This is a genomic window from Streptomyces sp. NBC_01012, from assembly GCF_045162755.1.
Taxonomy (GTDB): domain Bacteria; phylum Actinomycetota; class Actinomycetes; order Streptomycetales; family Streptomycetaceae; genus Streptomyces.
Genome location: NZ_CP108688.1, coordinates 2423265 through 2449790, shown reverse-complemented (window position 1 = coordinate 2449790; position 26526 = coordinate 2423265). Strand labels below are relative to the sequence as shown.

The following is a 26526-nucleotide window of genomic DNA, read 5'->3' as shown; positions in this document are numbered from 1 at the left end:
ACCCCCTGAATCGGCCCGGTTGATGGCGGTTGGGGCATCTGGTGCTCGGCGTACGAACAGCCATACGCTCGCCGTCATGGAGCTCGAGGTGAGACACCTCAGGGCGCTCTGCGCCATCGCCGACACGGGCAGCCTGCACCAGGCCGCGCGGCGGCTCGGCGTCAGCCAGCCCTCGCTGACGACCCAGCTCCAACGCATCGAGAAGACCATGGGCGCGGAACTGTTCCGCCGCGAGAGGACCGGCTGCCGGCCGACCGTCCTGGGACGCGCGGTCCTCAGCCGCGCCCGTCCTCTGGTGGACGGCATGTCAGCCCTGATCGGTGCCGCGACGGCGGAGGCCGAGGCGGCCAGAGCCGGCGGCCCGCGTCTGCGTATCGGGTCCACCGCGAGCCGCGTCATCGGCGGCTGGCTCCGCGGACTGCGGGTGCGGCTGTCCGGAACCGACATCTCGCTCCGGGTGGATGTCTCGGCCAAGGCGTTGCTGGGCGCGGTGGCGGCCGGCCGGCTCGACGTGGCCTTCGTGCACGAGGTGGAGGGCTTTCCGCTCGCCGTCCCTGACGGACTGACCCAGCGGGTACTCGTGGAGCGGGAACCGCAGTTCATCTCCCTGGCTCGGGACCATCCGGCAGCCGGACGACCGGTGGTGGACCTCGACGACCTCGCAGGTGACCGGTGGATGGTCGACCCCTCGGTGGACGGCGAATGGGACGGCGTGCGCCGGGTGCTCGGGGCCGCGGGCCTCGACCCGCCCGTCCTGCACGGCGACTACCTCACCGCCGCGTCCCTGGTCGTCCTCGGCGAGGCCGTCGCCCCGTGCCAGCCGACCTCGGGCCCACGCGAGGACATGGCGATCCGCCCGCTGCGCGGTGACCCGCTGGCGGTGCGACTGCTGCTGGTCTCCCGTCCTGGCGCGCACACCGACGCGGTGTACGAGGAGCTGGAGGCGGCGTACCGGGACGCGGCACGGCGGGCCGAGGCGTACCACCGATGGCTGCTGCACCACCGCAGTCCGCTGGCCCACCTGTCATGAGGGGCGGGAAGCGCGGCCACGGCGACGCGGCCCCGCCTCGGAACATGGGCAAGCCTCGGCCCATGTGCCGACCTCGGCACCTGGGCCCGGGCAGCTCCGCACGGCGCCCGGCCCCGACGCGCGGGCCGGATAGCTCCGTACGGCGCCCGGGAGCCCTTAGCGTGGTCCGGTGACCGAACAACTGCTGCACCTCACCGAGGAGCCTCTGTGGGAGGCCGCCCGCCGAGCGGGGGCGTACGAGATGTCCACCAGGGGCCGCACCCTGCGGGAGGAGGGGTTCATCCACTGCTCCCTGCCCCACCAGCTCCCCGCTGTGGCCCGGGCGTTGTACGGGCCCGGGGACGGCGATGGCCTGGTGGTCCTGGTCATCGACACCGGCCGGCTCCCCGCGCCCGTCCGGTACGAGGCCATGGCGCCAGGCGGCGAGGAGTTCCCCCACATCTATGGACCGTTGCCGACGAGCGCGGTGGTCGATGCGCGCCCCTGGGCGGAATACGCCGGACGCTCGATGGACGAGGGAGGCGGGGCCCGATGATCAGCCCACTCGTCGCGGTGACCGGTGCGAGCGGTGCGGTCGGCGGCCGGGTGGCCGCGCGGCTGGCCAGGACCGGGGTCCCCGTACGCCTTCTCGGCCGTGACCCGTCCCGACTGCCCCGGCTCATCGGCACCGACCCCGCGCCCCCCGCCGACTACGCCGACGGCGCGGCCATGCTGCGCGCCCTCGACGGCGCGCACACCCTCTTCCTCGTCTCGGCGCACGAGAGCCCGGACCGGGTGTCGGCCCAGATCACCGCGGTGGACTCCGCACTGGCCGCCGGCGTCGAACGCATCGTGTACGTGTCGTTCCTCGGCGCCGCGCCCGACGCGACGTTCACCTTCGCACGCGACCACTGGCACACCGAGGCGCACATCCGGATGACCGGCGCACGCCACACCTTTCTGCGGGACAGCTGGTATCTCGGGGGAATCCCGGCGATGACGGGCGCCGACGGCGTCCTGCGCGGCCCCGGCGGCGACGGGCGGGTCTCGGCCGTCTCGCACGACGACATCGCGGACTCCGCGTCAGCGGTGCTGCTCGACGAGTCGGACGCCCACGACGGCGCGACGTACGACCTCACCGGCCCGGAGGCGTTCACCCTGGCGGATGCGGCCGCCGAGCTGAGCCGACGCACCGGCCGCGCGATCCGGTACGAGGCCGAGACGCCGCAGGAGGCCTACGCATCGCGCGCCCACTACGGCGCCGAGGACTGGGAGGTGGAGGGCTGGGTCACCTCGTACGAGGCGATCGCGGCGGGAGAGCTGGCCACGGTCTCGGACGCCGTCCACACGCTCACCGGCCGCCCGCCGCAGAACCTGGCGGCCTACCTCCAGCAGAACCCGGACAGCTACAGACATCTGCTGCCGGGCTCCTAGGTGTTCGTCGGGGACGCTCGGACCGTGCGGATCGAGACGTCCGCGTCACTCGGCATGGTGGTAGACGATCTGCCAGTTGCCGGCGATGACCTTGAGGAGCATGGTCTGGTGCCGGCGGCCCCGTGCCGTCTCGGCCTCGGCGGAGCACAGTGCCTCCCAACGCCCGGTACCGACGAGCCACTCGACCTCCGACCATGACACCAATCCGGCCTCGGACGCCGTGGCGGCATAGGCTTCCCTGCCCCGAGCCGCGCTCCCCGCCAGCCAGATACTGGCATCACGGTCGACCAACCCGGTGAGGAGTTCGCCCGTTCCTTCACGGAGTGCCTGTCGGTAAGCGTCGAGAAAGGTGCCGAGCTCGTGAGAGGTCTCCTCGGCCGCGTCGATGGTGATCCGCTCGCCCTGCGCGATGGACCGCAGTGCGATGTCGCACCCGCGCTCGAAGTCCTGGTAGCAGGACGGATCGTCGGAGTGGTTCACGAAGCGCGCCGGCGCAGGGTAGAGGTAGCGGCGGCCCCCGTAGCTGTGTACGAAGATGTCCATGCCGGCAGGCAGGGCCAGGTACGCAGCCTCATCGAGTGGCTCGAGCTGGTAGGAAAGGACGACTTCGCCAACTGCGAAGTCGCGCGCGGCGTAGACGCCGGTACCAGCAAGGTCACCGGGGCCAAGAGTCACATCGTCCACAGCGCCATACCCTAGTGACACGCGTCCGCCGTCATCACGCTGCGGATCTACGCGCACCCGCCGCCGGGCGAAGACGACCGCACCCGGCCCGCGGGGGACGCCGGATTCGGCGGCCCGCGGACCGGGTGCGGTCGAGTGGCCGGCGCGGCCCGCGACAACCACGGGCACGACGGCTCGGCCCTCGGTCAGGCCTTCTTGGTCTCCCAGAAGATCGTGTCGATCTGGGCGATCAGGTCCAGAGCCTTCTGGCCCGTGGCCGGGTCGTTCGAGCCCTTGGCCGCGGAGAGCGCCTTCAGGGTGTCGTTGACCAGCTGGTGCAGCTCCGGGTACTTCTCGAAGTGCGGGGGCTTGAAGTAGTCGCTCCAGAGCACCGAGACGTGGTGCTTCGCGAGCTCGGCACGCTGTTCCTTGATCAGAACGGCGCGGGTGCGGAAGTCCGCGTCCTCATTGGCCTGGTACTTCTCCTGGACGGCCTTGACGGACTCGGCCTCGATGCGGGCCTGGGCCGGGTCGTACACGCCGCAGGGCAGGTCGCAGTGGGCGCTGACCTTCACCTTGGGGGCAAACAGGCGGGAAAGCATGGAGCTGTCCTTCCTCGTGATCGTCTTCTCAGGTGGGACATTACTCCGTGGGAAGCCGCTTTTTGCCGCTGCCCCCTGGGGCTTAGGCCAAAAGTCCGGGGTGAAGATGGGACCGGTGGCCGAAAATACGGAGCGGTGCGCGCAGCCGTTGTACTGGAGGATGGACCGGGAGGTGCCACAGATGCCGGAACCAGCACAGGAGCCGTGGAGCGGGCGGGCGGCGCGTAAGCCGTTCCACGTGGTGGAGGTGACGGGGCCGTCGATGGTGCCCACGCTCTACCACGGGGACTGGCTGCTCGTGCAGCGCGGGGCGCCGGTGCGCCCCGGGGACGTGGTGATCCTGCGTCACCCGCTCCAGCAGGACCTGCTGATCGTCAAGCGGGCCGTCGAGCGACGCGGCGGCGGATGGTGGGTGCTGGGTGACAACTCGTACGCGGGCGGGGACAGCACGGACTACGGGACGGTGCCCGAGGAGCTCGTGCTGGCCCGGGTGCGGGCCCGCTACCGGCCGCTGAGGAAGGATCAGCGGTCGGTGCTCGGGCTGCTGGGCTGGGCGGTGTCCGCGGTGCGGCGCGTCTCCCCGGAGCGGTCGGCCGCCAGGCGCTTGCGGGCGCGGTAGGCCGCCACGTTGGCGCGGGTCGCGCAGCGGTCGGAGCAGTAGCGCCGCGAGCGGTTGGTCGAGGTGTCGAGGTAGGCGTTGCGGCACGGAGCGGCCTCGCACAGGCCGAGCCGGTCCACGCCGTGCGTGGTGAGGTGGAAGGCGAGGCCCATCGCGGCGATGGCGGCGAAGCCGGCCGTCGCGTTCGACGGATGATCGGCCAGGTGCATGTGCCAGTCCGGTTTGCCGTCCTCGTCCCGGGTGTCGTGCCCGGAGATCTGCGGGCTGACCGGGAACTCCAGCAGCAGCGAGTTGAGCAGGTCGACCGCGAGCGTCTCGTCGCCGCCGTCCGCCGCCTCGAACACCGCGCGCAGCCGGCCTCGTACGGAACGGAAACGCGTCACGTCGGCGTCCGTGGCGCGCCGGGCGGCCTGGCCGTTGGCGCCGAACAGCTCGCGCACGCACTCGACGCTGGTGAGGGAGTCCTTGTTACGGGCCGGCTCCTCGGTGTTGACCAGACGCACGGCGTAATCCGAGTAATAGGCCAGTTCCACTTGTAGTCCTTACGGCGTCGGTCTATGGTCGCTGTGTCGACCAGTGTAATGGTCGATTGCGAACACTGGGTATTACGTGGAGGGTGACATGGCGGAGGCGGCTACGGGTACCGACTGGCAGTCCTGGCAGCAGAGCTGGGACCGTCAGCAGGAGTGGTACATGCCGGACCGCGAGGAGCGGTTCCGGGTGATGCTGGACATGGTAGAGGCCGTCGTGGGGCCCGAACCGAGGGTGCTGGACCTGGCGTGCGGCACGGGCAGTATCACGGACCGCCTCCTCAAGCGGTTCCCGGGAGCCTCCAGTACGGGTGTCGACCTGGACCCCGCGCTGCTCGCCATCGCGCGCGGCACCTTCGAAGGGGACGACCGGGCCACCTTCGTCACCGCCGATCTGAAGGACGCCGCCTGGACCGATCGGCTCCCGTACGCGTCGTACGACGCCGTGCTCACCGCCACCGCCCTGCACTGGCTGCACAGCGAGCCGCTCGCCGCCCTGTACGGGCAGGTCGCCGGAGTGGTCAGGGACGGCGGGGTCTTCATGAACGCGGACCACATGATCGACACCGACACCCCGCGCATCAACGCCGCCGAACGCGCCCACCGGCACGCGGCCATGGACCGGGCCAAGGCCGCCGGGGCCGTGGACTGGCGCGAGTGGTGGGACCTGATGGCGAAGGACCCGGTGCTCGCGGAGCCCACCGCCCAGCGGTTCGCGATCTACGGCGAGCACGCGGACGGCGACATGCCCTCCGTCCACTGGCACGCCCGCACCCTCCGCGAGGCCGGCTTCGGCGAGGCCCGCGCGGTCTGGGCCTCGCCGTCGGACAGCCTGGTGCTCGCGGTGAAATAAGGCGCCGACGGCAGTGGGGAGGGCGATACGGACCACCCCGGTCCGCACCGCCCTCCCCACCGCCGTCCGGGACGGGGCCTCCACCGTCCGTGACCGCGTTACAGCACCTTCGACAGGAAGGACTTCGTCCGGTCGTGCTGCGGGTCCGTCAGGACGTCGCGCGGGTGGCCGGACTCGACCACGACTCCGTCGTCCATGAAGACCAGCGCATCGCCGACCTCGCGGGCGAAGCCCATCTCATGGGTGACGACGATCATCGTCATGCCGTCCTCCGCGAGGCCGCGCATGACGTCCAGGACATCGCCCACCAGCTCGGGGTCGAGGGCCGACGTCGGCTCGTCGAAGAGCATCAGCTTCGGCTCCATGGCCAGGGCGCGGGCGATCGCCACGCGCTGCTGCTGTCCGCCGGAGAGCTGGGACGGATAGCTCCGCGCCTTGTCGGACAGGCCCACCCGGTCGAGGAGCCGCTCGGCGCGGGCCCGGGCGACGGCCTTGGCCTCGCCCTTGACCTGGATCGGGGCCTCCATGACGTTCTCCAGAGCCGTCATGTGCGGGAACAGGTTGAAGCGCTGGAAGACCATGCCGATGTCCCGGCGCTGCAGGGCGACCTCGCTGTCCTTGAGCTCGTAGAGCTTGTCGCCCTTCTGCCGGTAGCCGACCAGGTCCCCGTCGACGTACAGCCGCCCGGCGTTGATCTGCTCCAGGTGGTTGATGCACCGCAGGAACGTCGACTTGCCGGAGCCCGAGGGGCCGATCAGACAGAAGACCTCGCGCGGGGCGACCTCCAGGTCGATGCCCTTGAGGATGTGTGCGGGGCCGAAGGACTTGTGGACGCCCTCGGCCTTCACCATGGCGGTCATGCGGAAACACCTCCCGAGGGGCGGTTGTTGAAGGAGGCGAGATTGGCCTTGATCCGCTGGAACGGCGTGAGCGGCAGACTCCGCAGCGAGCCCCGGGCGAAGCGACGCTCCAGGTAGTACTGCCCCACGCTGAACACGCTGGTCATCACGATGTACCAGATCGAGGCGACGAAGAGCATCTCCATCACCGCGTAACTGGTCGAGCCGATCTGCGAGGTGGAGCGCAGCAGCTCGTTGTAGGTGACCGCGTAGACCAGGGACGAGGTCTTCAGCATGTTGATGAACTCGTTGCCGGTCGGCGGGATGATCACCCGCAGGGCCTGCGGGAGCACCACCCGGCGCATCGTCTTCGCCTGGGTCATGCCGAGCGCGTGCGAGGCCTCGGTCTGGCCCTCGTCCACCGACTGGATGCCCGCCCGGACGATCTCCGCCATGTACGCGGCCTCGTTGAGGGCGAGCCCCAGCAGGGCGCACATGAACGGGGTCATCACATCGGTCATCTCGTCCTTGTAGATGAACGGGATGTTGAGGATCGGGAAGATCAGCGCCAGGTTGAACCAGAGCAGCAGCTGGACGTAGACCGGGGTGCCGCGGAAGAACCAGATGTACAGCCACGCGACCCAGCTGGTCACCGGGTTACCGGAGAGCCGCATGACGGCGAGCACCACGCCGAGGATCACGCCGACGGCCATGGAGAGCACGCTGATCATCAGCGTACGGCCCGCCCCCGCGAGGACGGTGTCGTCGAACAGCTTGTCCCGGACGGCGTGCCACTGGACGTCGCCCTGTGAGAAGGCGAAGACCAGGACGCCGATCAGGGCGATGACGACCACGCCGCTGATCCAGCGGCCGTAGTGCCGTACGGGTATCGCCTTGATGGCCTCGGGTGCGGTGGTGGTGGCCGCGGGGACGGGTGCGGCCGTGGCCGACGGGCCCCCGGGCACCTTCGCGAACTTGTCAGTCACGGTGACTGCCCTTCGATGGTGCGCCGGTCACTTGCCGCCGTTGATGACGGCCTTGTCGATCGCTCCGGTGCCGGCACCCCACTTGTCGAGCACCTTCTTGTAGGAGCCGTCCGCGATGATCGCGTCCACGGCCTCCTTGAGCACGTCACGCAGTTCGGTGTTGTCCTTGTTCACGGCGATGCCGAACGGACCGGCGTCGACCTGCTCGCCGACGACCTCGAAGTCCTTGCCGTTGTTGGCCTTACGGGCCAGGTCCAGGGCCACCGGATAGTCGTTGACACCGGCGACGGCGCCACCGGCCTTCACCCGGGTCTGGGCCTCGGTGTCGTTCTCGAAGGACTGGATCTTGACGGCCTTCTTGCCGGCTTCCGTGCAGGCCTTGGACTGCTTGTTCAGCGCCTTCTCGTACGTGGTGCCGCGCTGCACCGCAGCGGACTTTCCGCACAGGTCCTCGATGGACTTGATGCCCTCGGGGTTGCCCTTCTTGGTGTAGACCGCGGTACCGGCGAGGAAGTAGTCGACGAAGTCGACGCCCTTGCCGAGCTTCTTGCCCTTGTCGTCCAGGCCCTGCTGGCGCTGCACGGTGTCCGTGATGGACGACATGGCGATGTCGTGGCGGCCCGTGTTGAGCGCGGTGATCAGGCCGTCGAAGGAGCCGGAGGTGAAGGTGAACTTCACACCCAGCTGCTTGCCGAGCGCCTGGGCGATGTCGGGGTCGACACCGATGATCTCGCCGTTCTCGGAGGACTCCATCGGGGCGTACTCGGCGTTCGTGCCGACCTTGATGACACCGGACTTCCGGTACTTCTCCGGAAGCTTGTCGAAGAGCGGGGCGCTGTTCCCGGCGGTGTCCTCGCCGGGCTTCGTCGAATCGCTGTCGCTGTCGGTCTGGTCGCCGCAGGCGGTCAGCAGCAGGGTGCCGGCGACCGCGACTGCGCAGACCGCGGCAATCCGGGACTTCGCGGTCGTACGACAGAGGGTGCTTGCGGTCATGATCGGAATCCTCCGGCGGTGAGGGAATGCTGGCCAGGTGGGTACGCACGCACCTTCGAGTGTCGCCACCTCGTGTGATTAGGGCATCTTGCCATTCGGACGCGCCCAATCAGGGGGCTGGCCATGTCAAAATCGGGTAACGGGCGACCCCCGAACCTCAACGGACCGGCATGGCAAGGCCGGACCATCTGCAGGAAAGTGCGTGTCCCTCCGGAGGATCTCCGGTGCGTCTCGACCAACGGACGACCTTTGTGACTCTTAGTGGACTTGTCCAGATATTCGGTCATGCGTCACGTCACCGAGTCGATACCGACTCGTAAGAGCCCAGGTGCGTCCGGTAAGAAAGACCTTTACACCCCTCATCCGGGGCTCAGGGCGCGTGTGCGGCGCGCCCGCGCGTATGTGTCTCCCCGGCCGGAGCGGTCCAACCGCTCGGCGCCGGGAACGTACGCGGTGCCCGCCCACCCCTCCTCAACCAGGAGTGGCCACCCTCAACTGATGAAGACTTTAAGGGGTCAATACCATGGCAGCGGAGATCGTCAATCCTCGCAGCGACAGCAAGACGCACGGCACGGCCGATGCGGCAGGACCGATCGGTGCGGACGAGCCCTTCGATCAGGCTTTCGCCCTTCACCGCGGCGGGAAGATGGCCGTGCAGGCCACCGTCCCGATCCGTGACAAGGACGACCTGTCCCTCGCGTACACGCCCGGTGTGGCGAAGGTGTGCAGCGCCATCGCCGAACAGCCCGAGCTCGTGCACGACTACACCTGGAAGTCGCAGGTCGTCGCCGTCGTGACGGACGGCACGGCCGTCCTCGGCCTGGGGGACATCGGTCCCGAGGCCTCCCTCCCGGTGATGGAGGGCAAGGCGATTCTCTTCAAGCAGTTCGGCGGGGTCGACGCGGTGCCGATCGCGCTCGCGACGACCGATGCGGACGAGATCGTCGACACCGTCGTGCGCCTGGCGCCGTCCTTCGGCGGTGTGAACCTGGAGGACATCTCGGCGCCCCGGTGCTTCGAGATCGAGCGCAAGCTCCAGGAGCGGCTGGACATCCCCGTCTTCCACGACGACCAGCACGGCACGGCCGTGGTGACCCTCGCGGCCCTGCGCAACGCGGCGAAGCTGTCCGGGCGGACGCTCGGTGAGCTGCGCGGCGTGATCTCCGGCGCCGGCGCGGCGGGTGTGGCCATCGCGAAGTTCCTGCTGGAGGCGGGCATCGGTGATGTCGCCGTGGCCGACCGCAAGGGCGTCGTCAGCGCCGACCGCGCCGACCTCACGGCCGTCAAGCGTGAGCTGGCGGAACTGACGAACCGGGCCGGCATCACCGGCTCGCTGGAGAAGGCGCTGGCCGGCGCGGACGTCTTCATCGGAGTCTCCGGCGGTACGGTCCCCGAGGCCGCGGTGGCGTCCATGGCGCCCGGTGCGTTCGTGTTCGCCATGGCCAACCCGAACCCCGAGGTCCACCCCGATGTCGCGCACAAGTACGCGGCCGTGGTGGCGACCGGGCGGTCGGACTACCCGAACCAGATCAACAACGTGCTGGCGTTCCCCGGGATCTTCGCGGGCGCGCTCCAGGTGCGGGCATCGCGGATCTCCGAGGGCATGAAGATCGCCGCGGCGAACGCGCTGGCGGACGTCGTCGGTGACGAGCTGGCCGCGGACTACGTGATCCCGTCGCCGTTCGACGAGCGGGTCGCTCCCGCGGTCACCGCGGCGGTGGCGGCGGCCGCCCGGGCGGAGGGGATCGCGCGGCGCTGACGCGGTGCCGCGTGCCGGTGTGCGGTGCGGGACGCGGGAGTGGGGGTGGGGGTGCGGGGTCCGCTGTGCGGGGCCTGCTCCCCACCCTGCCCCCTCCCTGAACCGGGGCTCCGCCCCGGACCCCGGCCCTCGAACGCCGGGGGGCCGGGGCGGCCCGCGGGCCGGCGCGGTGCGCGTCACACTCTCGGACGGTTACCTCACGTCGCGTCACGGCCTATCGTCGTGGCCATGTTCGCCGCCTATGCCGCACGCATCGACCGTGACCAGCCCCTCGACGGACTTGAGCTGGGCGAACGCCCCTCGCCCGGGAGCCGTCCCGGATGGACCACCGTCCAGGTCAGGGCCGCGTCGCTCAACCACCACGACCTCTGGTCCCTGCGTGGGGTGGGCCTCGCCGAGGACAAGCTGCCCATGATCCTCGGCTGCGATGCCGCGGGCATCGACCAGGACGGCAACGAGGTCGTCCTGCACTCCGTCATCGGCCAGACCGGCCACGGCGTCGGCCCGGACGAGCCGCGGTCCATCCTCACCGAGCGCTATCAGGGCACCTTCGCCGAGCAGGTCACCGTGCCCAGCTGGAATGTGCTGCCCAAGCCGAAGGAACTCACCTTCGAGCAGGCCGCCTGTCTGCCGACCGCCTGGCTGACGGCGTATCGGATGCTGTTCACCAACGCCGGTGTGCGGCCCGGGGACTCCGTGCTCGTGCAGGGCGCGGGAGGCGGTGTGGCCACCGCGGCGATCGTGCTCGGCAAGGCCGCCGGGCTCCGGATGTTCGCCACCAGCCGTGACGAGGCCAAGCGGAAGCGGGCCGTCGAACTGGGGGCCGTCGAGGCCTACGAGCCCGGTGCGCGGCTGCCGAAGCGTGTCGACGCCGTCATCGAGACCGTCGGAGCGGCGACCTGGTCCCACTCGGTCAAGTCACTGCGGCCCGGCGGCACCCTGGTGATCTCGGGTGCCACCAGCGGCGACCGGCCCTCGCACGCCGAACTGACCCGGATCTTCTTCCTGGAACTCAAGATCGTCGGATCCACGATGGGCTCCAAGGACGAGCTGGAGGACCTCCTCTCCTTCTGCGCGGCCACCGGTGTGCGGCCCGTGATCGACGAGACCCTGCCGCTGGACCGGGCCCGCGAGGGCTTCGAGCGTCTCGCCGCCGGGGATCTGTTCGGGAAGATCGTGCTCACCACGGCGTGAAGCGGCCGGTGAGGGAACTGCATACGCCCGAAGGGCTGTTGCTGAGGCCCTGGCGGTCCGAGGACGCCCCCGTGGTGCTCAGCGCCTTCGGGCCCGAGGAGATGGCACGCCAGGCGGGCCGGTCCGTCACGAGCGTCGCCGAGGCGCTGGAATGGATCGCAGCCCGTGAGAGGGAGCGGGCGGCGGGCAGCGCGTACACCTGGGCGGTCCTCCGCGACGGCGCTCCGCTCGGCTCGGTGGCCGTGGCGGCGGTGAACCACGTCCACGACACCGGCTGGGTCTCCTACTGGACCGTCGAGACGGCACGCGGGACAGGAATCGCTGTCGGGGGCGTACGGGCCCTGGCCCGCTGGGCCTTCGGCGAACTGGATCTCTACCGGCTGGAGCTCGGGCACCGGACGAACAACCCGGCCTCCTGCGCGGTGGCGGTGCGGGCCGGCTTCGCCCCCGAGGGCATCGACCGGAAGAAGCTCCGCTACGGGGACGTCCGGTACGACGTGGAGCGTCACGCCCGCCTCGCCACCGACCCCCTCAACGACGGTTGACAGGGGCCGAGTGACAGGCGAGTTGAGACCGGACAGGCGGCCGTCCGGGCCGAGGATTCTCCGGCCGGACGCTCGCCTGGGGGATCAGGGCGGGGCCGTCAGGGTGTGTCCGGGTCGGTGGTCTTCTTCAGCTTGTCGACCGGTGTACGCAGCAGCGCCTCGATCTGTGTCGCGGCGGAGGCCAGGTGGTAGCGCGCCTCCGAGAGCTGATCATCGGTGACGCCGTGGTCCCGGGCAGCGTCACGGATGTCGTCGCGGAAGCGGTCCAGCAGGCGGTCCAGGTCGCGAACCGGGTCGCCGGTGGACGCGGCGTCGGCGGCCCATTCGATGTCCGGCTCACCGGGTGCGGGGCGGCTGTACACGGGCCAGGTGCCCGTCCTGGCGAAGTTGCCCAGCTGGCCCGTGATCTCCGCCAGTCCGTCGCGCACCCCTGTGGGCCAGTCGCCCCGCGCGAAGTGCTCCTGTACCTGACGCGCGGCGTTCTGCATCTGCTCCCGGGCCCTCTCGTGAGCTTCCTTGGCCTGGCGGCGGGCCTGTGCGGCCTCCTCGCGGGCTCTGCGGGACTCGTCCTTCGCCCGCCGGGCCTGCTCCTTCCACTCGTGCTTGGCCTTGCGCAGCTCTTCCTTCGCCGAGCGCCAGGCCTCCTTGTCCCCGATGCCGGCGTCCCAGCCGCCCTTGCCGCCCGTGGTGTGGCGGGACTCGGAGGCCGCCGCGCGCATCTCGCTGCGGAGCTGGCCGGCCGCGCCGCGCACGTCGTCACGGATCTCGGCGGCCAGCTCGGAGACCGACTCGCGGATCTCCAGCTCCAGATCGGCCAGTTCGCCGCCGCGGCCCGCGAGCTCGGCCCGCCCGGCGTCGGTGATGGAGTAGACCTTGCGGCCGCCTTCGGTGGCGTGGGTGACGAGGCCCTCCGCCTCCAGCTTGGCCAGCCGCGGATACACCGTGCCCGCCGAGGGGGCGTAGAGCCCCTGGAAGCGCTCCTCCAGAAGCCGGATCACCTCATATCCATGGCGGGGTGCCTCGTCCAGCAGCTTGAGGAGATACAGGCGCAGGCGGCCATGGGCGAATACGGGGGCCATCTCAGAGCACCTTTCCGGTCGGCTCGGCATCGTACGCGTGGTCCTGGGCGGGTGGTCGGCGCAAGAGCGCGATCGAACCCGAGACGGTGGTCGCCTTCAGCTTCCCCGTGCCCGCGCCCAGTGTGCCGGTGATCTTCTTCGCGCCCCACTGGCCACCCACACGCAGGTCCTCGAAGGCATTGGAGACCGTGCCGCTCGCGGTGTTCGCCTCCACCTCGGCGTCCGCCGGATGCGGAAGCCGGATGGCGATCTCGCCGGAGACCGAGACCAGCCTGATGTCCGTCGGCTTCGGCGAGGTGTCGAGATCGAGCACCATGTGCCCGGTGACCGACTCGGCCCTGACCGAGGTGCCGGCGCCCTCGACGACCGTCAGATCACCCGACACGGACTGGAAGCGCAGGTCACCGGTGACATTCTGGGCCTCGAGGCCGCCGGACACGGTCTCGGCCCGGACGACACCGGAGAGGCCCACCAGGGTGCTGTCGCCCGAGATGCCCCGCAGCTCGGTGCGTCCCTGGATCCCCGAGACCACGGCATCGGCTCCGATGGCCCCTACCTCCACCGCCGCGCCGGCCGGTACGGCCACCGAGACGGTGGCGCTGCGGCGCGGACTGCGCCGGTCGAGCCAGGTGAGCAGGCCCTGCCACGGCAGATCCTCGTAGGCGACGGTGAGGACGCCGCCCTCCAGGGTCACGACCAGCGGCGGTCCCTCGATCGCGGACACCTCAAGACGGGCGGTCGGTTCATCGGTGCCGACGACATTGATCATGCCGTCGACGATGCGCACATTGAGTGCTGTCACGGGCTCGTCGAAGGTGAGCTTCTGAGGCTCGGCGACGGTCCACGTCGACTCGGGCATGGGTCTGACCTCCCACTGGGTGGCGTGACGCAACATATCGCGTCTTCTTGAGAACACGATATATCGCGGATGGGAGAAGTCAAGAAGAATCGAATGGATGCCCAGGGGGTGGGGTGGCGGCGGGGTGAGGGGGCGCGGATCGTAAATGGGTCATATCTGGGTGAATTGCCTTAGCGTGAGAGGCATGACCGCGACATCCGTGGGCGCCCTGCTCCTCTGCCGGGCCGACCCCGAGACCGTACGGCCCGTGGCCCATCTTCTGCAGGAGCGCATGCTGCTCGTGCCCGCCGGGGACGGCTGGAGCGTGCTCGTACCCGAGGGGAAGCCCTGGCGGTCCACAGGCTCCGCCGACGGTACGGCCGAGCCCGTGGACCGGGTCGTCGGAGGCTGGGCCACCGCCCTCGCCGTGGGCTCCACCTGGCCGGTGCTCGCCCTGTGGTGGGACGGCGACCGGTCCGGCTACACGCTCGCCTCGGGCTTCCGCCGCCCCGTCGGCTACATCTGGCTCGCCGACGGCACCCCCGCCGCCGAGGAGGAGGCCATGCGGACGTCCGCCATCCGGCTGGGCCTCGACCCGGTCCTGGACGTTCAGGAGCTGGAGGCGCTCACCCGCGACGACCCGGACGCGGACGGAGACGCCAGGCTGCGCGGACTGCTCACGGTGCTCACCCGGACCGGGGTGGAGATGCCGCCGGGGCTCACCCCGGGCGAGCCCGCCGACCGGCTGCGTTCGGTGGCCGGCATCCATCCGGAGGCGGAGCAGGTCGAATGGGCCGGCTGGCGCGATGCGGTGCGTGTGGAACTCGACGCCGTCGAGAGCGGCAGCCTCGGCCCCTGGGTACTCGGCCCGAGGGCCCGCGTGGTGGCATCGGCACAGGTCGCCGCAGGCCTGCCGCTGACCCTGTGGGGCGCGCGCAGGCGCAGTGCCGGCTGGATCACCGCCGGTCTTGTCCTGCTCGTGCAGGGCGTGCTGGGGCTCGCGTACAACCGGTTCAGGGACAACCGGTTCAAGGACAACCGGTTCAAGGACAACCGGTTCAGGGACAACGGGCGGTGACTACTCGTCCTCGTCGTCGTCCAGCCGGGCCAGCCAGGTCGCGAGGCGCTCGACGGGGACCTCGAAGTCGGGGTTGAGGTCGACGAACGTACGGAGCTGCTCGGAGAGCCACTCGAAGGTGACCTCCTCCTCGCCGCGCCGCTTCTCCAGTTCCTCGATGCCACGGTCCGTGAAGTACATGCGACCAGAATAACGACCAGGACAACGAGGCCCGGAAGCCGGATGGCCCGGCCCCGCGAGATGCTCGCGAAAGCCGGGCCGTCCGGTGCTGTACAGCCGCTGATCAGGCCTCGAAGACCTCGGCGACCAGCTGTGCCTGCTCGGCCTGGTGGCGCTTGGCCGAGCCGACAGCAGGGGACGAGCCGTGCGGACGCGAGATGCGGCGCAGACGCTCACCGTGCGGGACGTCCGAACCGACGGCCAGGTCCAGGTGGTCGATCAGGTTGAGCGCGATGAACGGCCAGGCACCCTGGTTCGCCGGCTCCTCCTGGGCCCAGAGGTACTTCTCGGCGTTCGGGTACTTGGCGATCTCGGCCTGGATCTCCGCACCCGGCAGCGGGTACAGACGCTCGAGCCGGATGATCGCCGTCTCGTTGTCACCGCGCTTCTCGCGCTCCGCGTCCAGGTCGTAGTAGAGCTTGCCGGAGACGAAGACGACCTTGCGGACGTCCTCGGCCTTGACCGAGTCGTCGCCGATGACCGGACGGAAGCCGCCCGTGGTGAACTCCTCCACCTTCGACGCCGCCGCCTTGAGGCGGAGCATCGACTTCGGCGTGAAGACGATCAGCGGCTTGTGGTGCGGGTTGTGCACCTGCCACCGCAGAAGGTGGAAGTAGTTGGAGGGGAGGGTCGGCATCGCGACCGTCATGTTGTCCTGCGCGCACATCTGCAGGAAACGCTCCGGGCGGGCGGACGAGTGGTCCGGGCCCTGGCCCTCGTAGCCGTGGGGGAGGAGCAGGGTGACGCCGGACGTCTGGCCCCACTTCTGCTCGGCCGAGGAGATGAACTCGTCCACGACGGTCTGCGCGCCGTTGACGAAGTCACCGAACTGGGCCTCCCAGATGACCAGGGACTCCGGACGGGCCAGCGAGTAGCCGTACTCGAAGCCCATCGCCGCGTACTCGCTGAGCAGCGAGTCGTAGACGTTGTAACGGGCCTGGTCGTCGGAGAGGTAGAGCAGCGGGGTGTAGTCCTCGCCGGTCTTCTGGTCGACGAGAACGGCGTGACGCTGGCCGAACGTGCCACGGCGGGTGTCCTGGCCGGCGAGCCGGACCGGGGTGCCCTCCATGAGCAGCGAGCCGATGGCCAGGGTCTCGCCCATGCCCCAGTCGATCGTGCCGTTCTCCACGGAGGCGGCGCGGCGCTGCATCTGCGGCAGGAGGCGCGGGTGGACGGTGATCCCGTCGGGGATGTTCACCTGCGACTCGGCGACCAGCTTCACGACCTCCGAGGACACCGCGGTGGTCACGGCGACCGGGAACTCGGCCTGGACGTCCGGGACGTGCGGCTGGGCCGGCGCCGATGTGGCCTCACGGACCTCGGCGAACACCTTCTCCAGCTGGCCCTGGAAGTCCTGGAGCGCCTGCTCCGCCTCTTCCAGCGTGATGTCGCCGCGACCGATGAGGGACTCGGTGTAGAGCTTGCGCACCGAGCGCTTCTTGTCGATCAGGGTGTACATCTGCGGGTTGGTGAACTCCGGGTTGTCGCCCTCGTTGTGACCGCGGCGGCGGTAGCAGATGAGGTCGATGACGACGTCCTTGTTGAACGTCTGCCGGTACTCGAAGGCGAGGCGCGCGACACGCACCACGGCCTCCGGGTCGTCGCCGTTGACATGGATGATCGGCGCCTCGATCATGCGGGCCACGTCCGTGGCGTACATCGAGGAGCGCGAGGACTCGGGGGCGGCGGTGAAGCCGACCTGGTTGTTGATCACCACGTGCACGGTGCCGCCGGTGCGGTAGCCGCGCAGCTGCGACATGTTGAGCGTCTCGGCGACGACGCCCTGGCCCGCGAAGGCCGCGTCGCCGTGGAGCGCGACGGGCAGGACCGTGAAGTCCGTACCGCCCTTGTTGATGATGTCCTGCTTGGCGCGGGCGATGCCCTCCAGGACCGGGTCGACCGCCTCCAGGTGCGAGGGGTTGGCGGCCAGCGAGACCTTGATCTGCTCGCCGTCCAGACCGGTGAAGGTGCCCTCGGCGCCCAGGTGGTACTTGACGTCACCGGAGCCGTGCATCGACCGGGGGTCGAGATTGCCCTCGAACTCGCGGAAGATCTGTGCGTACGACTTGCCGACGATGTTCGCCAGGACGTTCAGCCGGCCGCGGTGGGCCATGCCGATGACGACCTCGTCCAGGCGCGACTCGGCGGCGGAGTCGATGACCGCGTCGAGCAGCGGGATGACGGACTCGCCGCCCTCCAGCGAGAAGCGCTTCTGGCCGACGTACTTGGTCTGCAGGAACGTCTCGAACGCCTCGGCGGCGTTGAGGCGGCGCAGGATCCGCAGCTGCTCCTCGCGCTCCGGGGCCGGACGCGGACGCTCCACCCGGTCCTGGAGCCACTTGCGCTCCTTCGGCTCCTGGATGTGCATGAACTCGATGCCGGTGGTGCGGCAGTACGACTCACGCAGGACGCCGAGGATGTCGCGGAGCTTCATCATCGTCTTGCCGGCGAAGCCGCCGACCGCGAAGTCCCGCTCCAGGTCCCACAGGGTGAGGCCGTGCTCGGTGATGTCCAGGTCGGGGTGCTTGCGCTGGCGGTACTCCAGCGGGTCGGTGTCGGCCATGACGTGGCCGCGGACCCGGTAGGAGTGGATCAGCTCGAAGACCCGCGCGGCCTTGGTGACGTCGTCGTCGTGCGAGGCGTCGATGTCCTTGAGCCAGCGGACCGGCTCGTAGGGGATGCGGAGCGCCTTGAAGATCTCGTCGTAGAAGTCGTTCTCGCCGAGCAGCAGCTGGGACAGGACACGGAGGAACTCGCCGGACGCGGCGCCCTGGATGACCCGGTGGTCGTACGTCGAGGTCAGGGTCATGACCTTCGAGATACCGAGCTTGTTCAGGGTGTCCTGCGAGGTGCCCTGGAACTCCGCCGGGTAGTCCATCGCGCCGACGCCCATGATGAGGCCCTGTCCGGGCATCAGGCGGGGCACCGAGTGGACGGTGCCGATGCCGCCGGGGTTGGTCAGCGAGGCGGTGACACCGGAGAAGTCGTCCATGCCGAGCTTGCCGACGCGGGCACGGCGGACGATGTCCTCGTAGGCCTGCCAGAACTCGAAGAAGTTGAGCGTCTCGGCCTTCTTGATGGCCGCGACGACCAGCTGGCGGTCGCCGTTCGGCTTCACCAGGTCGATGGCCAGACCGAGGTTGACGTGCTCGGGCTTGACGAGGGTCGGCTTGCCGTCCTTCACCGCGAAGGAGTGGTTCATCGACGGCATGGCCTTGAGGGCCTGCACCATCGCGTACCCGATGAGGTGCGTGAACGAGATCTTCCCGCCGCGCGCGCGCTTCAGGTGGTTGTTGATGACGATGCGGTTGTCGAAGAGCAGCTTCACCGGCACGGCGCGGACCGACGTGGCCGTCGGGAGCTCCAGGGAGGCGTTCATGTTCTTCGCGACGGCGGCCGAGGGGCCGCGCAGCGTCACGTACTCCGGGCCTGCGGGGGCCTCGGCCGTGGCGTCCGCCTTGGCGGCGGGGGCAGGGGCCGCCTTCGCCGGAGCGGCCTTGGCGGGGGCGGCCGGAGCCTTCGCGGGAGCTGCCGGAGCGGCCGCCGCGGGCTTGGCCGGGGCGGCCGGGGGCGCGGCCGGTGCGGCGGCCGTGGTCCTGGCCGGAGCGGTGTTGTTCACGGTGTTCGCGGCGGTGGTGGCCGGGGCCGGGGTCACCGCTCCCGCGGTTGCGGGTACGGGCTTGTCCGCCGTGCCGGATGTGCCCGGCTTGTAGTCGGCGAAGAAGTCCCACCAGGCGCGGTCGACCGAATTCGGGTCCTGGAGGTACTGCTGGTAGATCTCGTCGACTAGCCACTCATTGGGGCCGAAAGCAGCGGCCGGGTTGGACCCGGATCCTGCTTCTTGTTCGGTCGAGATGCTCGAGTTACTGGGGGACTGAGACGACACGGCGGCAACCGCCCTCTTCCGCTTCACAAGGTGATGGACAGCGGAAATCAAGGCTACGCCTCCCGAGCCGTAACGTGCAGGCCGGGCCGGTCTTCGTCGTGCACATCACATCTGAAGCCGGGTTTCGGCGCATGAAATGGCGGGAAACAAGCAGGGTTCCACTGCCCTTCGGGTACGCGAGGCCCGTACTGAGGCCCCTTGGACCGTATCTCTTTCCCGGCCGGGAGGGAGAACGGGGCCCTCCGCTTCGAACACGGCGTCAACCGTGGATCTGTGAGCTCCCCGGAAGGGTGACCTGAATTCGGCAGCCACGGGTGGATTCGGCCACCCCGATGCGGCCGCCGTGCAGATCCACCGCCCAGCGGGCGATGGCCAGCCCGAGACCCGTGCCGCCGTCGGACCCGGGGCCGTGCGGGGAGGGCGCCTGGCCGCGGTTGAAGCGCTCGAAGACCCGGTGGCGCTCTGCCTCGGGGATACCGGGCCCTTCGTCGATGACCTCGAGCTCCAGCGAATCGGGGTGGTCCCCGCGCCGCGCCATGACGGTGACCCGCCCGTGCGGCGGGCTGTGCTTGACGGCGTTGTCGATCAGATTGGCGACCACCTGGTGCAGGCGTTCCGCGTCCGCGTAGGCCGTCAGCTCGGGCGGTGACACGTCGAGGACGAGATGGACATCGGTACGGGAGTGGTTGCCCGACCCCGAGGAGAGCCGGCGCTGCGAGGCGGCGAGGTTGGCCTCCTTGAGCACACCCGACAGATACGGCCAGACCTCGAAGCGGCGCGCCTTGAGCGCCACCACACCGTTGTCCAGCCGGGAGAGGTCCAGCAGGGTCTCCACCAGCCGGCCCAGGCGTTCGGTCTGCTTCAGCGCCGTACGCATCGTCTCGGGATCCGCGGTGGACACCCCGTCCACCACGTTCTCCAGGACGGCCCTCAGCGCCGCGATCGGTGTGCGCAGCTCGTGCGAGACGTTGGCCACCAGCTCCTTGCGGTGCCGGTCCTCCGCCTCCAGATCGTCCGTCATGCGGTTGATCGTCTGCGCCAGGTCACCGAGCTCGTCGCGCCGTCCGGCGCCGCTGACCCGCCGGGTGTAGTCGCCGTGCGAGATCGACCGTGCCACGGCGCGCATCTCGTCCAGCGGTGCGGTCAGACCGTGGGCCACGAACTGGGTGATCAGCAGGGTGGCGATCACCGAGAAGACCGTGATGAAGCGGAATTCGGTCCTGGTGCGCAGGGCGACGATCAGCAGTCCGGTCGTGATGAACACGGAGACCACCACGAGCGTGCCCAGCTTGGCCTTGATGGAGAACGGCCGCAGTCCTGAGCCGGGCCAGGTCATGGCGCGGGGGTCTCCAGGGCGTAGCCGACGCCGTGCACGGTACGGATCCGCTCGGCGCCGATCTTCCGGCGCAGGGCCTTGATGTGGCTGTCGACCGTACGGGTGCCCGAGGCGTCGGCCCAGTCCCAGACCTCGGCCAGCAGCTGCTCCCTGGACAGCACCGCGCGGGGTGTGTTGGCCAGACAGACCAGCAGGTCGAACTCGGTCGGGGTGAGGTGGACGTCGTCGGCGCGCACCCGGACACGGCGCTGCGCGTGGTCGATCTCCAGCTCGCCGAGGCGCAGGATGCCGCTGCGCGGTGTCACCGCGGCCAGGGCGGCCCGCTCGACGCGGCGCAGCAGGACGTGCACCCGCGCGGCCAGCTCCCGCATGGAGAACGGCTTGGTCATGTAGTCGTCGGCGCCGACGCCGAGTCCGACCAGCATGTCGGTCTCGTCGTCGCGTGCGGTGAGCATCAGCACCGGCACAGGGCGCTGGGCCTGCACCCGGCGGCAGACCTCCAGGCCGTCGAAGCCGGGAAGCATGATGTCGAGCACCATCAGGTCGGGCTGCCAGGCCTCGGCCGCGTCGACGGCCGCCGGGCCGTCCAGCGCGGTCTGCACCAGGAAGCCCTCGGCCCGCAGCCGCGCGGAAATGGCGTCGACGATCGTCGCGTCGTCCTCTACCACCAGCACCCGGCGCTGAGCCCCGGGGGTGGCCGCGACGCCGTTGTGGGTGGTGTGTGTCTGTTCCATCGCCCCGCCCCTGCCCGTTCTCGCGGGGGCCATTCCCCCGGAGGCACGGTTATCGCTTGTGGTTTTCGTCGGTGATCCCTTGTGCCGGTCAGAGCGTAAAGGCAGAAGGCGCCTCTCGGCTACGCAGGGTGTTGTCCGTCGTGAAGGTGTTACCCACGGGAAAGGGGGCGGATCGGCGGACCTGCGCCGCCGAATCCATGATGGGGCAGGGATGTGGACACCCGGTGAGGGTTCAGTCGTCCCTGAGTGCGAGATGGACCACGTCCGGAACACCTCGGGCAACGGCTACTTCTTCGGTCGTTACTGCGTGGAATCCGGCATTCCGCAAGGCGTGGTCGAACGCGGGGGACGGCTGTGCGGACCATACGGCGAGGACTCCGCCGGGCGTCAGACGCGCCCGGCAGGCCGCCAGTCCTGCGGGTGAGTAGAGGTTTCCGTTGTCCTCGGTGACGGTCCAGTCGGGGCCGTTGTCGATGTCCAGGCACAGCGCGTCGTAACGCTCCGTGGTCGTACGGAGGTGGTCGACGAGGTCCGTGCGGAGGATCTCGGTGCGGGAGTCGGCGAGTGCGGCCCCGGAGATCCGGGCGAGCGGCCCGTCGAGGTGCCAGTCGACGATGGCCTGCTCCCGCTCGACGACCGCGATCCGTCCCCAGCGCGGCTCGGTGGCCGCCCGTACCAGCGAGAAGCCGACACCGAGCCCGCCGATCAGCACCGACAGGTCGGGGCGCCCGGCGGGCAGGGTGGCGAGCGCCGCGTCGATGAGCAGCCGCTCGGAACGTCCGTCGGAGGTGTCCATCAGGAAGCAGCCGTTGGCGATGATCTCGAAGTCGTCGCCGCGCTCGCGCAGGACGACTTCGCCGAACGGCCCTTCGCGCCGGTCCAGGACGACGGGGCGGTGGGCGTCTGTGGCGGGCGTCATGGGCGCGTTCTCCGGTCTCCGGGCAGGCGTCGGTTCACTCGTGCAACGGTCCATTTTGCCCGGGGCCGGTCCTGCGGGCCAGCCGGTTGTCCGGGTCTCCGGGAATGGGCGGGCCCCACGCGGCGCTGGCGTAGGGACGGCAGGTCGTGCGCGGCTGATCGCTGAGAGCGAACACAGGGCGGGGAACATCTCACGGCTCACAAGCATTGAGTCCATATAGCTCAACTTGCCTGCCGAAGGGGAGATCATGACTGCTGAGTCGAATGCATCGAAGGCGTTCACGCCCGTCGACCTGCCCGTGCTGCCGCTCGACGACGAGGTCGTGCTGCCCGGCATGGTGGTGCCGCTCGACCTGTCGGATGCCGAGGTGCGCGCCGCCGTGGAAGCCGCCCAGGCCGTCGCACGGCCGGGAGGCGGCAAGCCCGAGGTGCTGCTCGTGCCGCGTATCGACGGGAATCACGCCGGGACCGGTGTCCTGGGAACCGTCGAGCAGGTCGGGCGGCTCTCGGACGGGGACCCGGGCGCACTGATCCGGGCCCGTGACCGGGTGCGGATCGGCGCGGGCACCAGTGGGCCCGGCAACGCGCTGTGGGTGGAGGGCACCCGGATCGACGTATCCCTGCCCGATCCCCTCCCCGGCTCCGTCGCCGAGCTCGCCAAGGAGTACAAGGCCCTCGCGACCAGCTGGCTGAAGAAGCGCGGTGCCTGGCAGGTCGTGGACCGTGTCCAGCAGATCGATGACATCTCCGCGCTCGCCGACAACTCCGGGTACTCGCCCTTCCTGACCGTTGCCCAGAAGATCCAGCTGCTGGAGACCGCCGACGCGGTCACCCGGCTGAAGCTCGCCGTCCAGTGGCTCGGTGAACACCTCGCCGAGCAGGATGTGGCCGAGTCCATCGCCAAGGACGTCCAGGAGGGCGTCGACAAGCAGCAGCGCGAATTCCTGCTGCGGCGTCAGCTCGACGCCGTACGCAAGGAGCTCACCGAGCTCAACGGTGACCCGGAGGACGAGTCCGACGACTACCGGGCCCGTGTCGAGGCCGCCGACCTCCCCGGGCACGTCCGTGAGGCCGCGCTCAAGGAGGTCGAGAAGCTGGAGCGTGCCTCCGACCAGAGCCCCGAGGGCTCCTGGATCAGGACCTGGCTGGACACCGTCCTCGAACTCCCCTGGACCGAGCGGACCGAGGACGCGTACGACATCAAGGGCGCCCAGGAGATCCTGGACGCCGAGCACGCCGGTCTCCAGGACGTGAAGGAACGCATCACCGAGTACCTCGCGGTGCGCAAGCGGCGTGCCGACCGTGGCCTCGGCGTCGTCGGCGGCCGGCGCGGCGGTGCCGTCCTGGCGCTGGTCGGACCGCCTGGTGTCGGCAAGACCTCGCTCGGCGAGTCCGTCGCGCACGCCATGGGGCGCAAGTTCGTCCGGGTCGCGCTCGGCGGCGTCCGGGACGAGGCCGAGATCAGGGGTCACCGGCGTACGTACGTCGGCGCGCTGCCCGGCCGGATCGTACGGGCGATCAAGGAGGCCGGCTCGATGAACCCGGTCGTCCTGCTCGACGAGATCGACAAGGTCGGCTCGGACTTCCGGGGCGACCCGGCGGCCGCCCTGCTCGAAGTCCTCGACCCGGCGCAGAACCACACCTTCCGCGACCACTACCTGGAGGTCGAACTCGACCTCAGCGACGTGGTGTTCCTGGCCACGGCCAATGTCCTCGAAGCCATCCCCGAGGCCCTGCTCGACCGCATGGAGCTGGTCACGCTCGACGGCTACACCGAGGACGAGAAGGTCGTCATCGCCCGGGACCACCTGCTCCCGCGCCAGCTGGAGCGGGCCGGTCTGGAGAAGGAGGAGGTCGGCCTCGACGAGTCCGCGCTGCGCAAGCTGGCCGGCGAGTACACCCGGGAGGCCGGGGTGCGGAATCTGGAGCGGGCGGTCGGGCGGCTGCTCCGCAAGGTCGCGGCCCAGCACGAACTGGGCGACCGGGAACTGCCGTTCACGGTGACCGACGCCGACCTCAGGGGCCTGATCGGCCGGCCGCACCACGTGCCCGAGTCCGCCCAGGACCCGGCCGAGCGCCGCACCGCGGTGCCGGGTGTGGCCACCGGACTCGCGGTGACGGGGGCGGGCGGCGACGTGCTGTTCGTCGAGGCGTCGCTGGCCGACCCCGAGACCGGGGCGTCCGGACTCACCCTGACCGGTCAGCTCGGTGATGTGATGAAGGAGTCCGCGCAGATCGCCCTCAGCTTCCTGCGGTCGCACGGTGCGGAGCTGGAGCTGCCGGTCGCCGACCTCAAGGACCGGGGCGCGCACATCCACTTCCCGGCGGGCGCGGTCCCGAAGGACGGCCCGAGCGCCGGCATCACGATGACGACGGCGCTGGCCTCCCTGCTCTCGGGGCGGCTGGTCAGGACGGACGTCGCGATGACCGGTGAGGTGTCGCTGACCGGGCGGGTGCTGCCGATCGGCGGGCTGAAGCAGAAGCTGCTGGCCGCGCACCGGGCGGGCATCACGACCGTGGTGATCCCCAAGCGCAACGAGGCCGACCTGGACGACGTCCCGGCCGAGGTCCTCGACACGCTGGAGGTCCACCCGGTCAACGATGTCCGTCAGGTGCTGGAGATCGCGCTCGCCCCGGCGTCGGTGCGCGACAGGATCCCGGCCGCCGCGTAGGCGTCATGCTGTGACGGGCGTGACATCACGCCGACGGCCGGTCACGGTCGGCCCGCTCTCCCCCGGAGGGCGGGCCGACGCGTGTGCGGGGCGGGTCAGGGGCGGTGGACCGTGCCGGGCTCGGGCTCCGCGGGAGCCATCAGCCGGGGGACCGTCACCAGGGTGCGGCCCTCCTTCCGCAGGACGTCGACGAAGCCCGGAGTCGTGGTCTGCATCGAGCAGCCGCTCAGCACGAGTGTGAGCACCGTCACCAGAGCGGCGGCCAACCGCTTGGCCGAGCGGAGTGCGGTGCTCCTGCGAAATACTGGCCGAGCTGCGGCGACGGCCGGAGTTGGAAGAAACTTTCAACGGCAGGAACGCGTATGAGGGGTGCTGACGTGCACGGGAGCGTAGGCGGCGATGAACCCGGTGCAGCGGCCGGAAGTGGTGTTGACCATGAATTCCTCGCTCTGGAGCGAGAGTTGGCGGTCTTTCTGCGCCGGGCCAGGGCCAATTCCGGGGAGATGGCGCGCGAGGTCCATCCGGACCTGGAGGCCGCGGCCTACGGCCTCCTCGTACGGCTGGAGTCGGCCGGACGCCAGCGCGCCACCGACCTCGCCGGCTACTTCGGCGTGGGCAAGGCGACCATGAGCCGCCAGCTCAGGGCCCTGGAAGGGCTCGGCCTGGTGGCGCGGGAGACCGACCCGGCCGACGGCCGCGCCTCGCTCGTGCACCTCACCGACGAGGGTCTGGCGCGCTTCCGCAGTGTCCGTGACGCCCGCCGCGGCCGTTACGCCCGCAAGCTCGCCGACTGGAACCGTGCCGAGGTCGCCGAACTGGCGCGACTGCTCCACCACTTGAACGAGCGCGCCGAGGACTGAGGCTCCCGGAGGGAGGCGGGGGAGCTCGAAGCGGGGGCTGTCAGAGCGTCACCAGCACCGCTGTCGCGTCGTCATGCGTCTTGCCGTGCCGCAGGTGTACGCGCTCCGTGTCGGCCCGCTCCAGCTCCCGTACGCGGTCGATGAGCCCCTGCGGCCCCTCCTTGCGGAGCACGCCCAGGGTGGCCGTCCAGTCGCCTTCCCGGAACTTCTCCGTCCAGCGGCTGGCCCCGTCCGTCAGCGCCGCCAGCGCCCTGACCCCGCCTCTCGGGGTCTCGCCGGTGACGGCGCGTGAGGACACCCGGGGGTCGGCCGCCGCGGTGAAGAAGCCGCCCTCCTTGTTCCGGAAACGGGCGTCCGCGATCTCGTCCGAGGCGAGCGAACCGGGCGGCAGCCGGTCGATCCGGTCGTCGAGCAGCGGCCGGACCGTGCCGTCGGGCGCCTCGACGAGCAGGGCCGAGTCGGAGAGCACCAGGTGCTCGACCCGCTCGTCGTCCCAACGTGCCAGGATCACCGTCGCCTGAGGCGTGCGCGGGTGAGAAAGGTCACACAGTCGGACGTGTGACGCGGCGGTGCGTCGGATGGACTCCGAAAGGATGTCGGCCAGGGTCAGATCCCGCCGCGAAGCGGACAGTTCGGCCAGGGCGCCGCCCAGCCGTGCGGTGAACCAGGGAACCGAGTGCACGCAGCCGTCGCTGCCCGGAGGTGGCGTGACGCCGTCGAGCAGGACGAGGGCGCCGCCCTGGCCTGCCGCGGGGGCGACGGCCGACGCCCAGTCCTCGTTGGGGCGTTCGGGGCTGCCGGGCTCGGTGGCGAGTTCGATACGCATCGGATCAGTCTGCCCGATGCCTTCACCGGCCCCGCGCGAACCGGTTCTCCCGCC

General features: G+C 70.2%; 25 protein-coding genes and 1 pseudogene. 11 read left to right on the top strand and 15 right to left on the bottom strand.

The genetic code is table 11. The features are described from left to right. The first annotated feature begins 76 nt into the window (after positions 1-76). The 3 genes from OG623_RS10650 to OG623_RS10640 all read left to right on the top strand — a co-directional run bounded on the left by OG623_RS10650 (position 77) and on the right by OG623_RS10640 (position 2443). Positions 77-1030 carry a LysR substrate-binding domain-containing protein gene (locus OG623_RS10650; RefSeq protein WP_406146009.1) on the top strand — a complete coding sequence of 318 codons (954 nt, stop codon included), beginning with the start codon at positions 77-79 and terminating at the stop codon, positions 1028-1030. 169 nt (positions 1031-1199) lie between these two features. Next, positions 1200-1565: a DUF952 domain-containing protein gene (locus OG623_RS10645; protein WP_406146008.1), complete on the top strand. Its 366-nt coding sequence runs from the start codon at positions 1200-1202 to the stop codon at positions 1563-1565. Then, the gene (locus tag OG623_RS10640) at positions 1562-2443 is read left to right on the top strand and encodes an SDR family oxidoreductase (protein WP_406146007.1); all 882 of its coding nucleotides are present in this window, start codon (positions 1562-1564) and stop codon (positions 2441-2443) included. The genes OG623_RS10645 and OG623_RS10640 overlap by 4 nt, the downstream gene beginning before the upstream one ends. Before the next feature lie 45 nt (positions 2444-2488). Here the strand turns inward: OG623_RS10640 and OG623_RS10635 are convergent, their stop codons facing one another. Then, on the bottom strand, positions 2489-3127 hold the full coding sequence (locus tag OG623_RS10635; RefSeq protein WP_406146006.1) for an SET domain-containing protein-lysine N-methyltransferase: 639 nt from the start codon (positions 3125-3127) through the stop codon (positions 2489-2491). A 185-nt stretch (positions 3128-3312) separates the two neighbouring features. Continuing rightward, positions 3313-3708, bottom strand: coding sequence for a superoxide dismutase, Ni (gene sodN, locus OG623_RS10630; protein WP_014154121.1), 396 nt, complete (start codon positions 3706-3708; stop codon positions 3313-3315). A 181-nt stretch (positions 3709-3889) separates the two neighbouring features. Here sodN and sodX point away from each other — a divergent pair, with 181 nt between their 5' ends. Beyond that, positions 3890-4327, top strand: a complete 438-nt coding sequence (gene sodX / locus OG623_RS10625; protein WP_406146005.1) for a nickel-type superoxide dismutase maturation protease — start codon at positions 3890-3892, stop codon at positions 4325-4327. Here the strand turns inward: sodX and OG623_RS10620 are convergent. After that, a complete protein-coding gene (locus OG623_RS10620; protein WP_406146004.1) occupies positions 4231-4860 on the bottom strand; it encodes a CGNR zinc finger domain-containing protein in 630 nt (209 codons plus the stop codon). The genes sodX and OG623_RS10620 overlap by 97 nt on opposite strands. An 88-nt stretch (positions 4861-4948) precedes the next feature. Here OG623_RS10620 and OG623_RS10615 point away from each other — a divergent pair, with 88 nt between their 5' ends. Next, positions 4949-5710, top strand: coding sequence for a class I SAM-dependent methyltransferase (locus tag OG623_RS10615; protein WP_406146003.1), 762 nt, complete (start codon positions 4949-4951; stop codon positions 5708-5710). Between the two features lie 98 nt (positions 5711-5808). Here the strand turns inward: OG623_RS10615 and OG623_RS10610 are convergent, their stop codons facing one another. The 3 genes from OG623_RS10610 to OG623_RS10600 are packed head-to-tail and all read right to left on the bottom strand — an operon-like array spanning position 5809 to position 8528. After that, positions 5809-6570: an amino acid ABC transporter ATP-binding protein gene (locus OG623_RS10610; protein WP_406146002.1), complete on the bottom strand. Its 762-nt coding sequence runs from the start codon at positions 6568-6570 to the stop codon at positions 5809-5811. After that, positions 6567-7535: an amino acid ABC transporter permease gene (locus tag OG623_RS10605; RefSeq protein ID WP_406146001.1), complete on the bottom strand. Its 969-nt coding sequence runs from the start codon at positions 7533-7535 to the stop codon at positions 6567-6569. The genes OG623_RS10610 and OG623_RS10605 overlap by 4 nt, the downstream gene beginning before the upstream one ends. A gap of 27 nt (positions 7536-7562) precedes the next feature. Continuing rightward, a complete protein-coding gene (locus OG623_RS10600; RefSeq protein ID WP_406146000.1) occupies positions 7563-8528 on the bottom strand; it encodes an ABC transporter substrate-binding protein in 966 nt (321 codons plus the stop codon). A 523-nt stretch (positions 8529-9051) separates the two neighbouring features. On the opposite strand from OG623_RS10600, the gene OG623_RS10595 reads away from it, so the two are divergent. The 3 genes from OG623_RS10595 (at position 9052) to OG623_RS10585 (ending at position 12026) form a co-directional block, all read left to right on the top strand. Next, on the top strand, positions 9052-10287 hold the full coding sequence (locus OG623_RS10595) for an NADP-dependent malic enzyme (RefSeq protein WP_406145999.1): 1236 nt from the start codon (positions 9052-9054) through the stop codon (positions 10285-10287). 228 nt (positions 10288-10515) lie between these two features. Further along, entirely contained in the window at positions 10516-11481 is a 966-nt protein-coding gene (locus OG623_RS10590; protein ID WP_406145998.1) for a zinc-binding dehydrogenase, read from the top strand. 8 nt (positions 11482-11489) lie between these two features. Beyond that, on the top strand, positions 11490-12026 hold the full coding sequence (locus OG623_RS10585) for a GNAT family N-acetyltransferase (protein ID WP_406145997.1): 537 nt from the start codon (positions 11490-11492) through the stop codon (positions 12024-12026). 98 nt (positions 12027-12124) lie between these two features. On the opposite strand, the gene OG623_RS10580 is transcribed toward OG623_RS10585, so the two are convergent. Both OG623_RS10580 and OG623_RS10575 read right to left on the bottom strand, forming a co-directional pair. Next, on the bottom strand, positions 12125-13105 hold the full coding sequence (locus tag OG623_RS10580) for a helix-turn-helix transcriptional regulator (RefSeq protein ID WP_406145996.1): 981 nt from the start codon (positions 13103-13105) through the stop codon (positions 12125-12127). A 1-nt stretch (position 13106) separates the two neighbouring features. Then, positions 13107-13964: a DUF4097 family beta strand repeat-containing protein gene (locus OG623_RS10575; RefSeq protein WP_406145995.1), complete on the bottom strand. Its 858-nt coding sequence runs from the start codon at positions 13962-13964 to the stop codon at positions 13107-13109. Between the two features lie 184 nt (positions 13965-14148). Here OG623_RS10575 and OG623_RS10570 point away from each other — a divergent pair, with 184 nt between their 5' ends. Further along, positions 14149-15021 (top strand): hypothetical protein, encoded by an 873-nt coding sequence (locus OG623_RS10570; protein WP_406145994.1) that lies wholly within the window; start codon positions 14149-14151, stop codon positions 15019-15021. Here the strand turns inward: OG623_RS10570 and OG623_RS10565 are convergent, their stop codons facing one another. The 5 genes from OG623_RS10565 to OG623_RS10545 form a co-directional block, all read right to left on the bottom strand. Continuing rightward, positions 15022-15201, bottom strand: coding sequence for a DUF6104 family protein (locus OG623_RS10565; protein ID WP_362892168.1), 180 nt, complete (start codon positions 15199-15201; stop codon positions 15022-15024). A gap of 103 nt (positions 15202-15304) precedes the next feature. Then, complete coding sequence (locus tag OG623_RS10560) at positions 15305-19126, bottom strand: multifunctional oxoglutarate decarboxylase/oxoglutarate dehydrogenase thiamine pyrophosphate-binding subunit/dihydrolipoyllysine-residue succinyltransferase subunit (RefSeq protein WP_406145993.1); 3822 nt, start codon at positions 19124-19126, stop codon at positions 15305-15307. A gap of 259 nt (positions 19127-19385) precedes the next feature. After that, the gene (locus OG623_RS10555) at positions 19386-20462 is read right to left on the bottom strand and encodes an ATP-binding protein (RefSeq protein WP_406145992.1); all 1077 of its coding nucleotides are present in this window, start codon (positions 20460-20462) and stop codon (positions 19386-19388) included. Further along, positions 20459-21196, bottom strand: a complete 738-nt coding sequence (locus OG623_RS10550) for a response regulator transcription factor (protein WP_014154105.1) — start codon at positions 21194-21196, stop codon at positions 20459-20461. The genes OG623_RS10555 and OG623_RS10550 overlap by 4 nt, the downstream gene beginning before the upstream one ends. 232 nt (positions 21197-21428) lie before the next feature. Next, a complete protein-coding gene (locus tag OG623_RS10545) occupies positions 21429-22115 on the bottom strand; it encodes a spermidine synthase (protein WP_406145991.1) in 687 nt (228 codons plus the stop codon). Between the two features lie 247 nt (positions 22116-22362). On the opposite strand from OG623_RS10545, the gene lon reads away from it, so the two are divergent. Continuing rightward, complete coding sequence (lon, locus tag OG623_RS10540) at positions 22363-24786, top strand: endopeptidase La (RefSeq protein WP_406145990.1); 2424 nt, start codon at positions 22363-22365, stop codon at positions 24784-24786. 95 nt (positions 24787-24881) lie between these two features. Here the strand turns inward: lon and OG623_RS10535 are convergent. Beyond that, a pseudogene (locus tag OG623_RS10535) lies at positions 24882-24986 on the bottom strand (polysaccharide deacetylase family protein); the annotation flags it as partial. Between the two features lie 162 nt (positions 24987-25148). On the opposite strand from OG623_RS10535, the gene OG623_RS10530 reads away from it, so the two are divergent. Then, the gene (locus OG623_RS10530; protein WP_406145989.1) at positions 25149-25646 is read left to right on the top strand and encodes a MarR family winged helix-turn-helix transcriptional regulator; all 498 of its coding nucleotides are present in this window, start codon (positions 25149-25151) and stop codon (positions 25644-25646) included. Between the two features lie 40 nt (positions 25647-25686). On the opposite strand, the gene OG623_RS10525 is transcribed toward OG623_RS10530, so the two are convergent. Continuing rightward, a complete protein-coding gene (locus OG623_RS10525; protein ID WP_406145988.1) occupies positions 25687-26472 on the bottom strand; it encodes a protein phosphatase 2C domain-containing protein in 786 nt (261 codons plus the stop codon). Positions 26473-26526: the final 54 nt, after the last annotated feature.

Bases quoted from the DNA above. Each gene is read 5' to 3' on its own strand.
- OG623_RS10550 (WP_014154105.1), bottom strand. From the start codon at position 21,196: ATGGAACAGACACACACCACCCACAACGGCGTCGCGGCCACCCCCGGG.
- lon (WP_406145990.1), top strand. From the start codon at position 22,363: ATGACTGCTGAGTCGAATGCATCGAAGGCGTTCACGCCCGTCGACCTG.
- OG623_RS10545 (WP_406145991.1), bottom strand. From the start codon at position 22,115: ATGACGCCCGCCACAGACGCCCACCGCCCCGTCGTCCTGGACCGGCGC.
- OG623_RS10595 (WP_406145999.1), top strand. From the start codon at position 9,052: ATGGCAGCGGAGATCGTCAATCCTCGCAGCGACAGCAAGACGCACGGC.
- OG623_RS10525 (WP_406145988.1), bottom strand. From the start codon at position 26,472: ATGCGTATCGAACTCGCCACCGAGCCCGGCAGCCCCGAACGCCCCAAC.
- sodX (WP_406146005.1), top strand. From the start codon at position 3,890: ATGCCGGAACCAGCACAGGAGCCGTGGAGCGGGCGGGCGGCGCGTAAG.
- OG623_RS10565 (WP_362892168.1), bottom strand. From the start codon at position 15,201: ATGTACTTCACGGACCGTGGCATCGAGGAACTGGAGAAGCGGCGCGGC.
- OG623_RS10650 (WP_406146009.1), top strand. From the start codon at position 77: ATGGAGCTCGAGGTGAGACACCTCAGGGCGCTCTGCGCCATCGCCGAC.
- OG623_RS10580 (WP_406145996.1), bottom strand. From the start codon at position 13,105: ATGGCCCCCGTATTCGCCCATGGCCGCCTGCGCCTGTATCTCCTCAAG.
- sodN (WP_014154121.1), bottom strand. From the start codon at position 3,708: ATGCTTTCCCGCCTGTTTGCCCCCAAGGTGAAGGTCAGCGCCCACTGC.
- OG623_RS10570 (WP_406145994.1), top strand. From the start codon at position 14,149: ATGACCGCGACATCCGTGGGCGCCCTGCTCCTCTGCCGGGCCGACCCC.
- OG623_RS10615 (WP_406146003.1), top strand. From the start codon at position 4,949: ATGGCGGAGGCGGCTACGGGTACCGACTGGCAGTCCTGGCAGCAGAGC.
- OG623_RS10600 (WP_406146000.1), bottom strand. From the start codon at position 8,528: ATGACCGCAAGCACCCTCTGTCGTACGACCGCGAAGTCCCGGATTGCC.
- OG623_RS10555 (WP_406145992.1), bottom strand. From the start codon at position 20,462: ATGACCTGGCCCGGCTCAGGACTGCGGCCGTTCTCCATCAAGGCCAAG.
- OG623_RS10640 (WP_406146007.1), top strand. From the start codon at position 1,562: ATGATCAGCCCACTCGTCGCGGTGACCGGTGCGAGCGGTGCGGTCGGC.
- OG623_RS10575 (WP_406145995.1), bottom strand. From the start codon at position 13,964: ATGCCCGAGTCGACGTGGACCGTCGCCGAGCCTCAGAAGCTCACCTTC.
- OG623_RS10590 (WP_406145998.1), top strand. From the start codon at position 10,516: ATGTTCGCCGCCTATGCCGCACGCATCGACCGTGACCAGCCCCTCGAC.
- OG623_RS10610 (WP_406146002.1), bottom strand. From the start codon at position 6,570: ATGACCGCCATGGTGAAGGCCGAGGGCGTCCACAAGTCCTTCGGCCCC.
- OG623_RS10530 (WP_406145989.1), top strand. From the start codon at position 25,149: ATGAGGGGTGCTGACGTGCACGGGAGCGTAGGCGGCGATGAACCCGGT.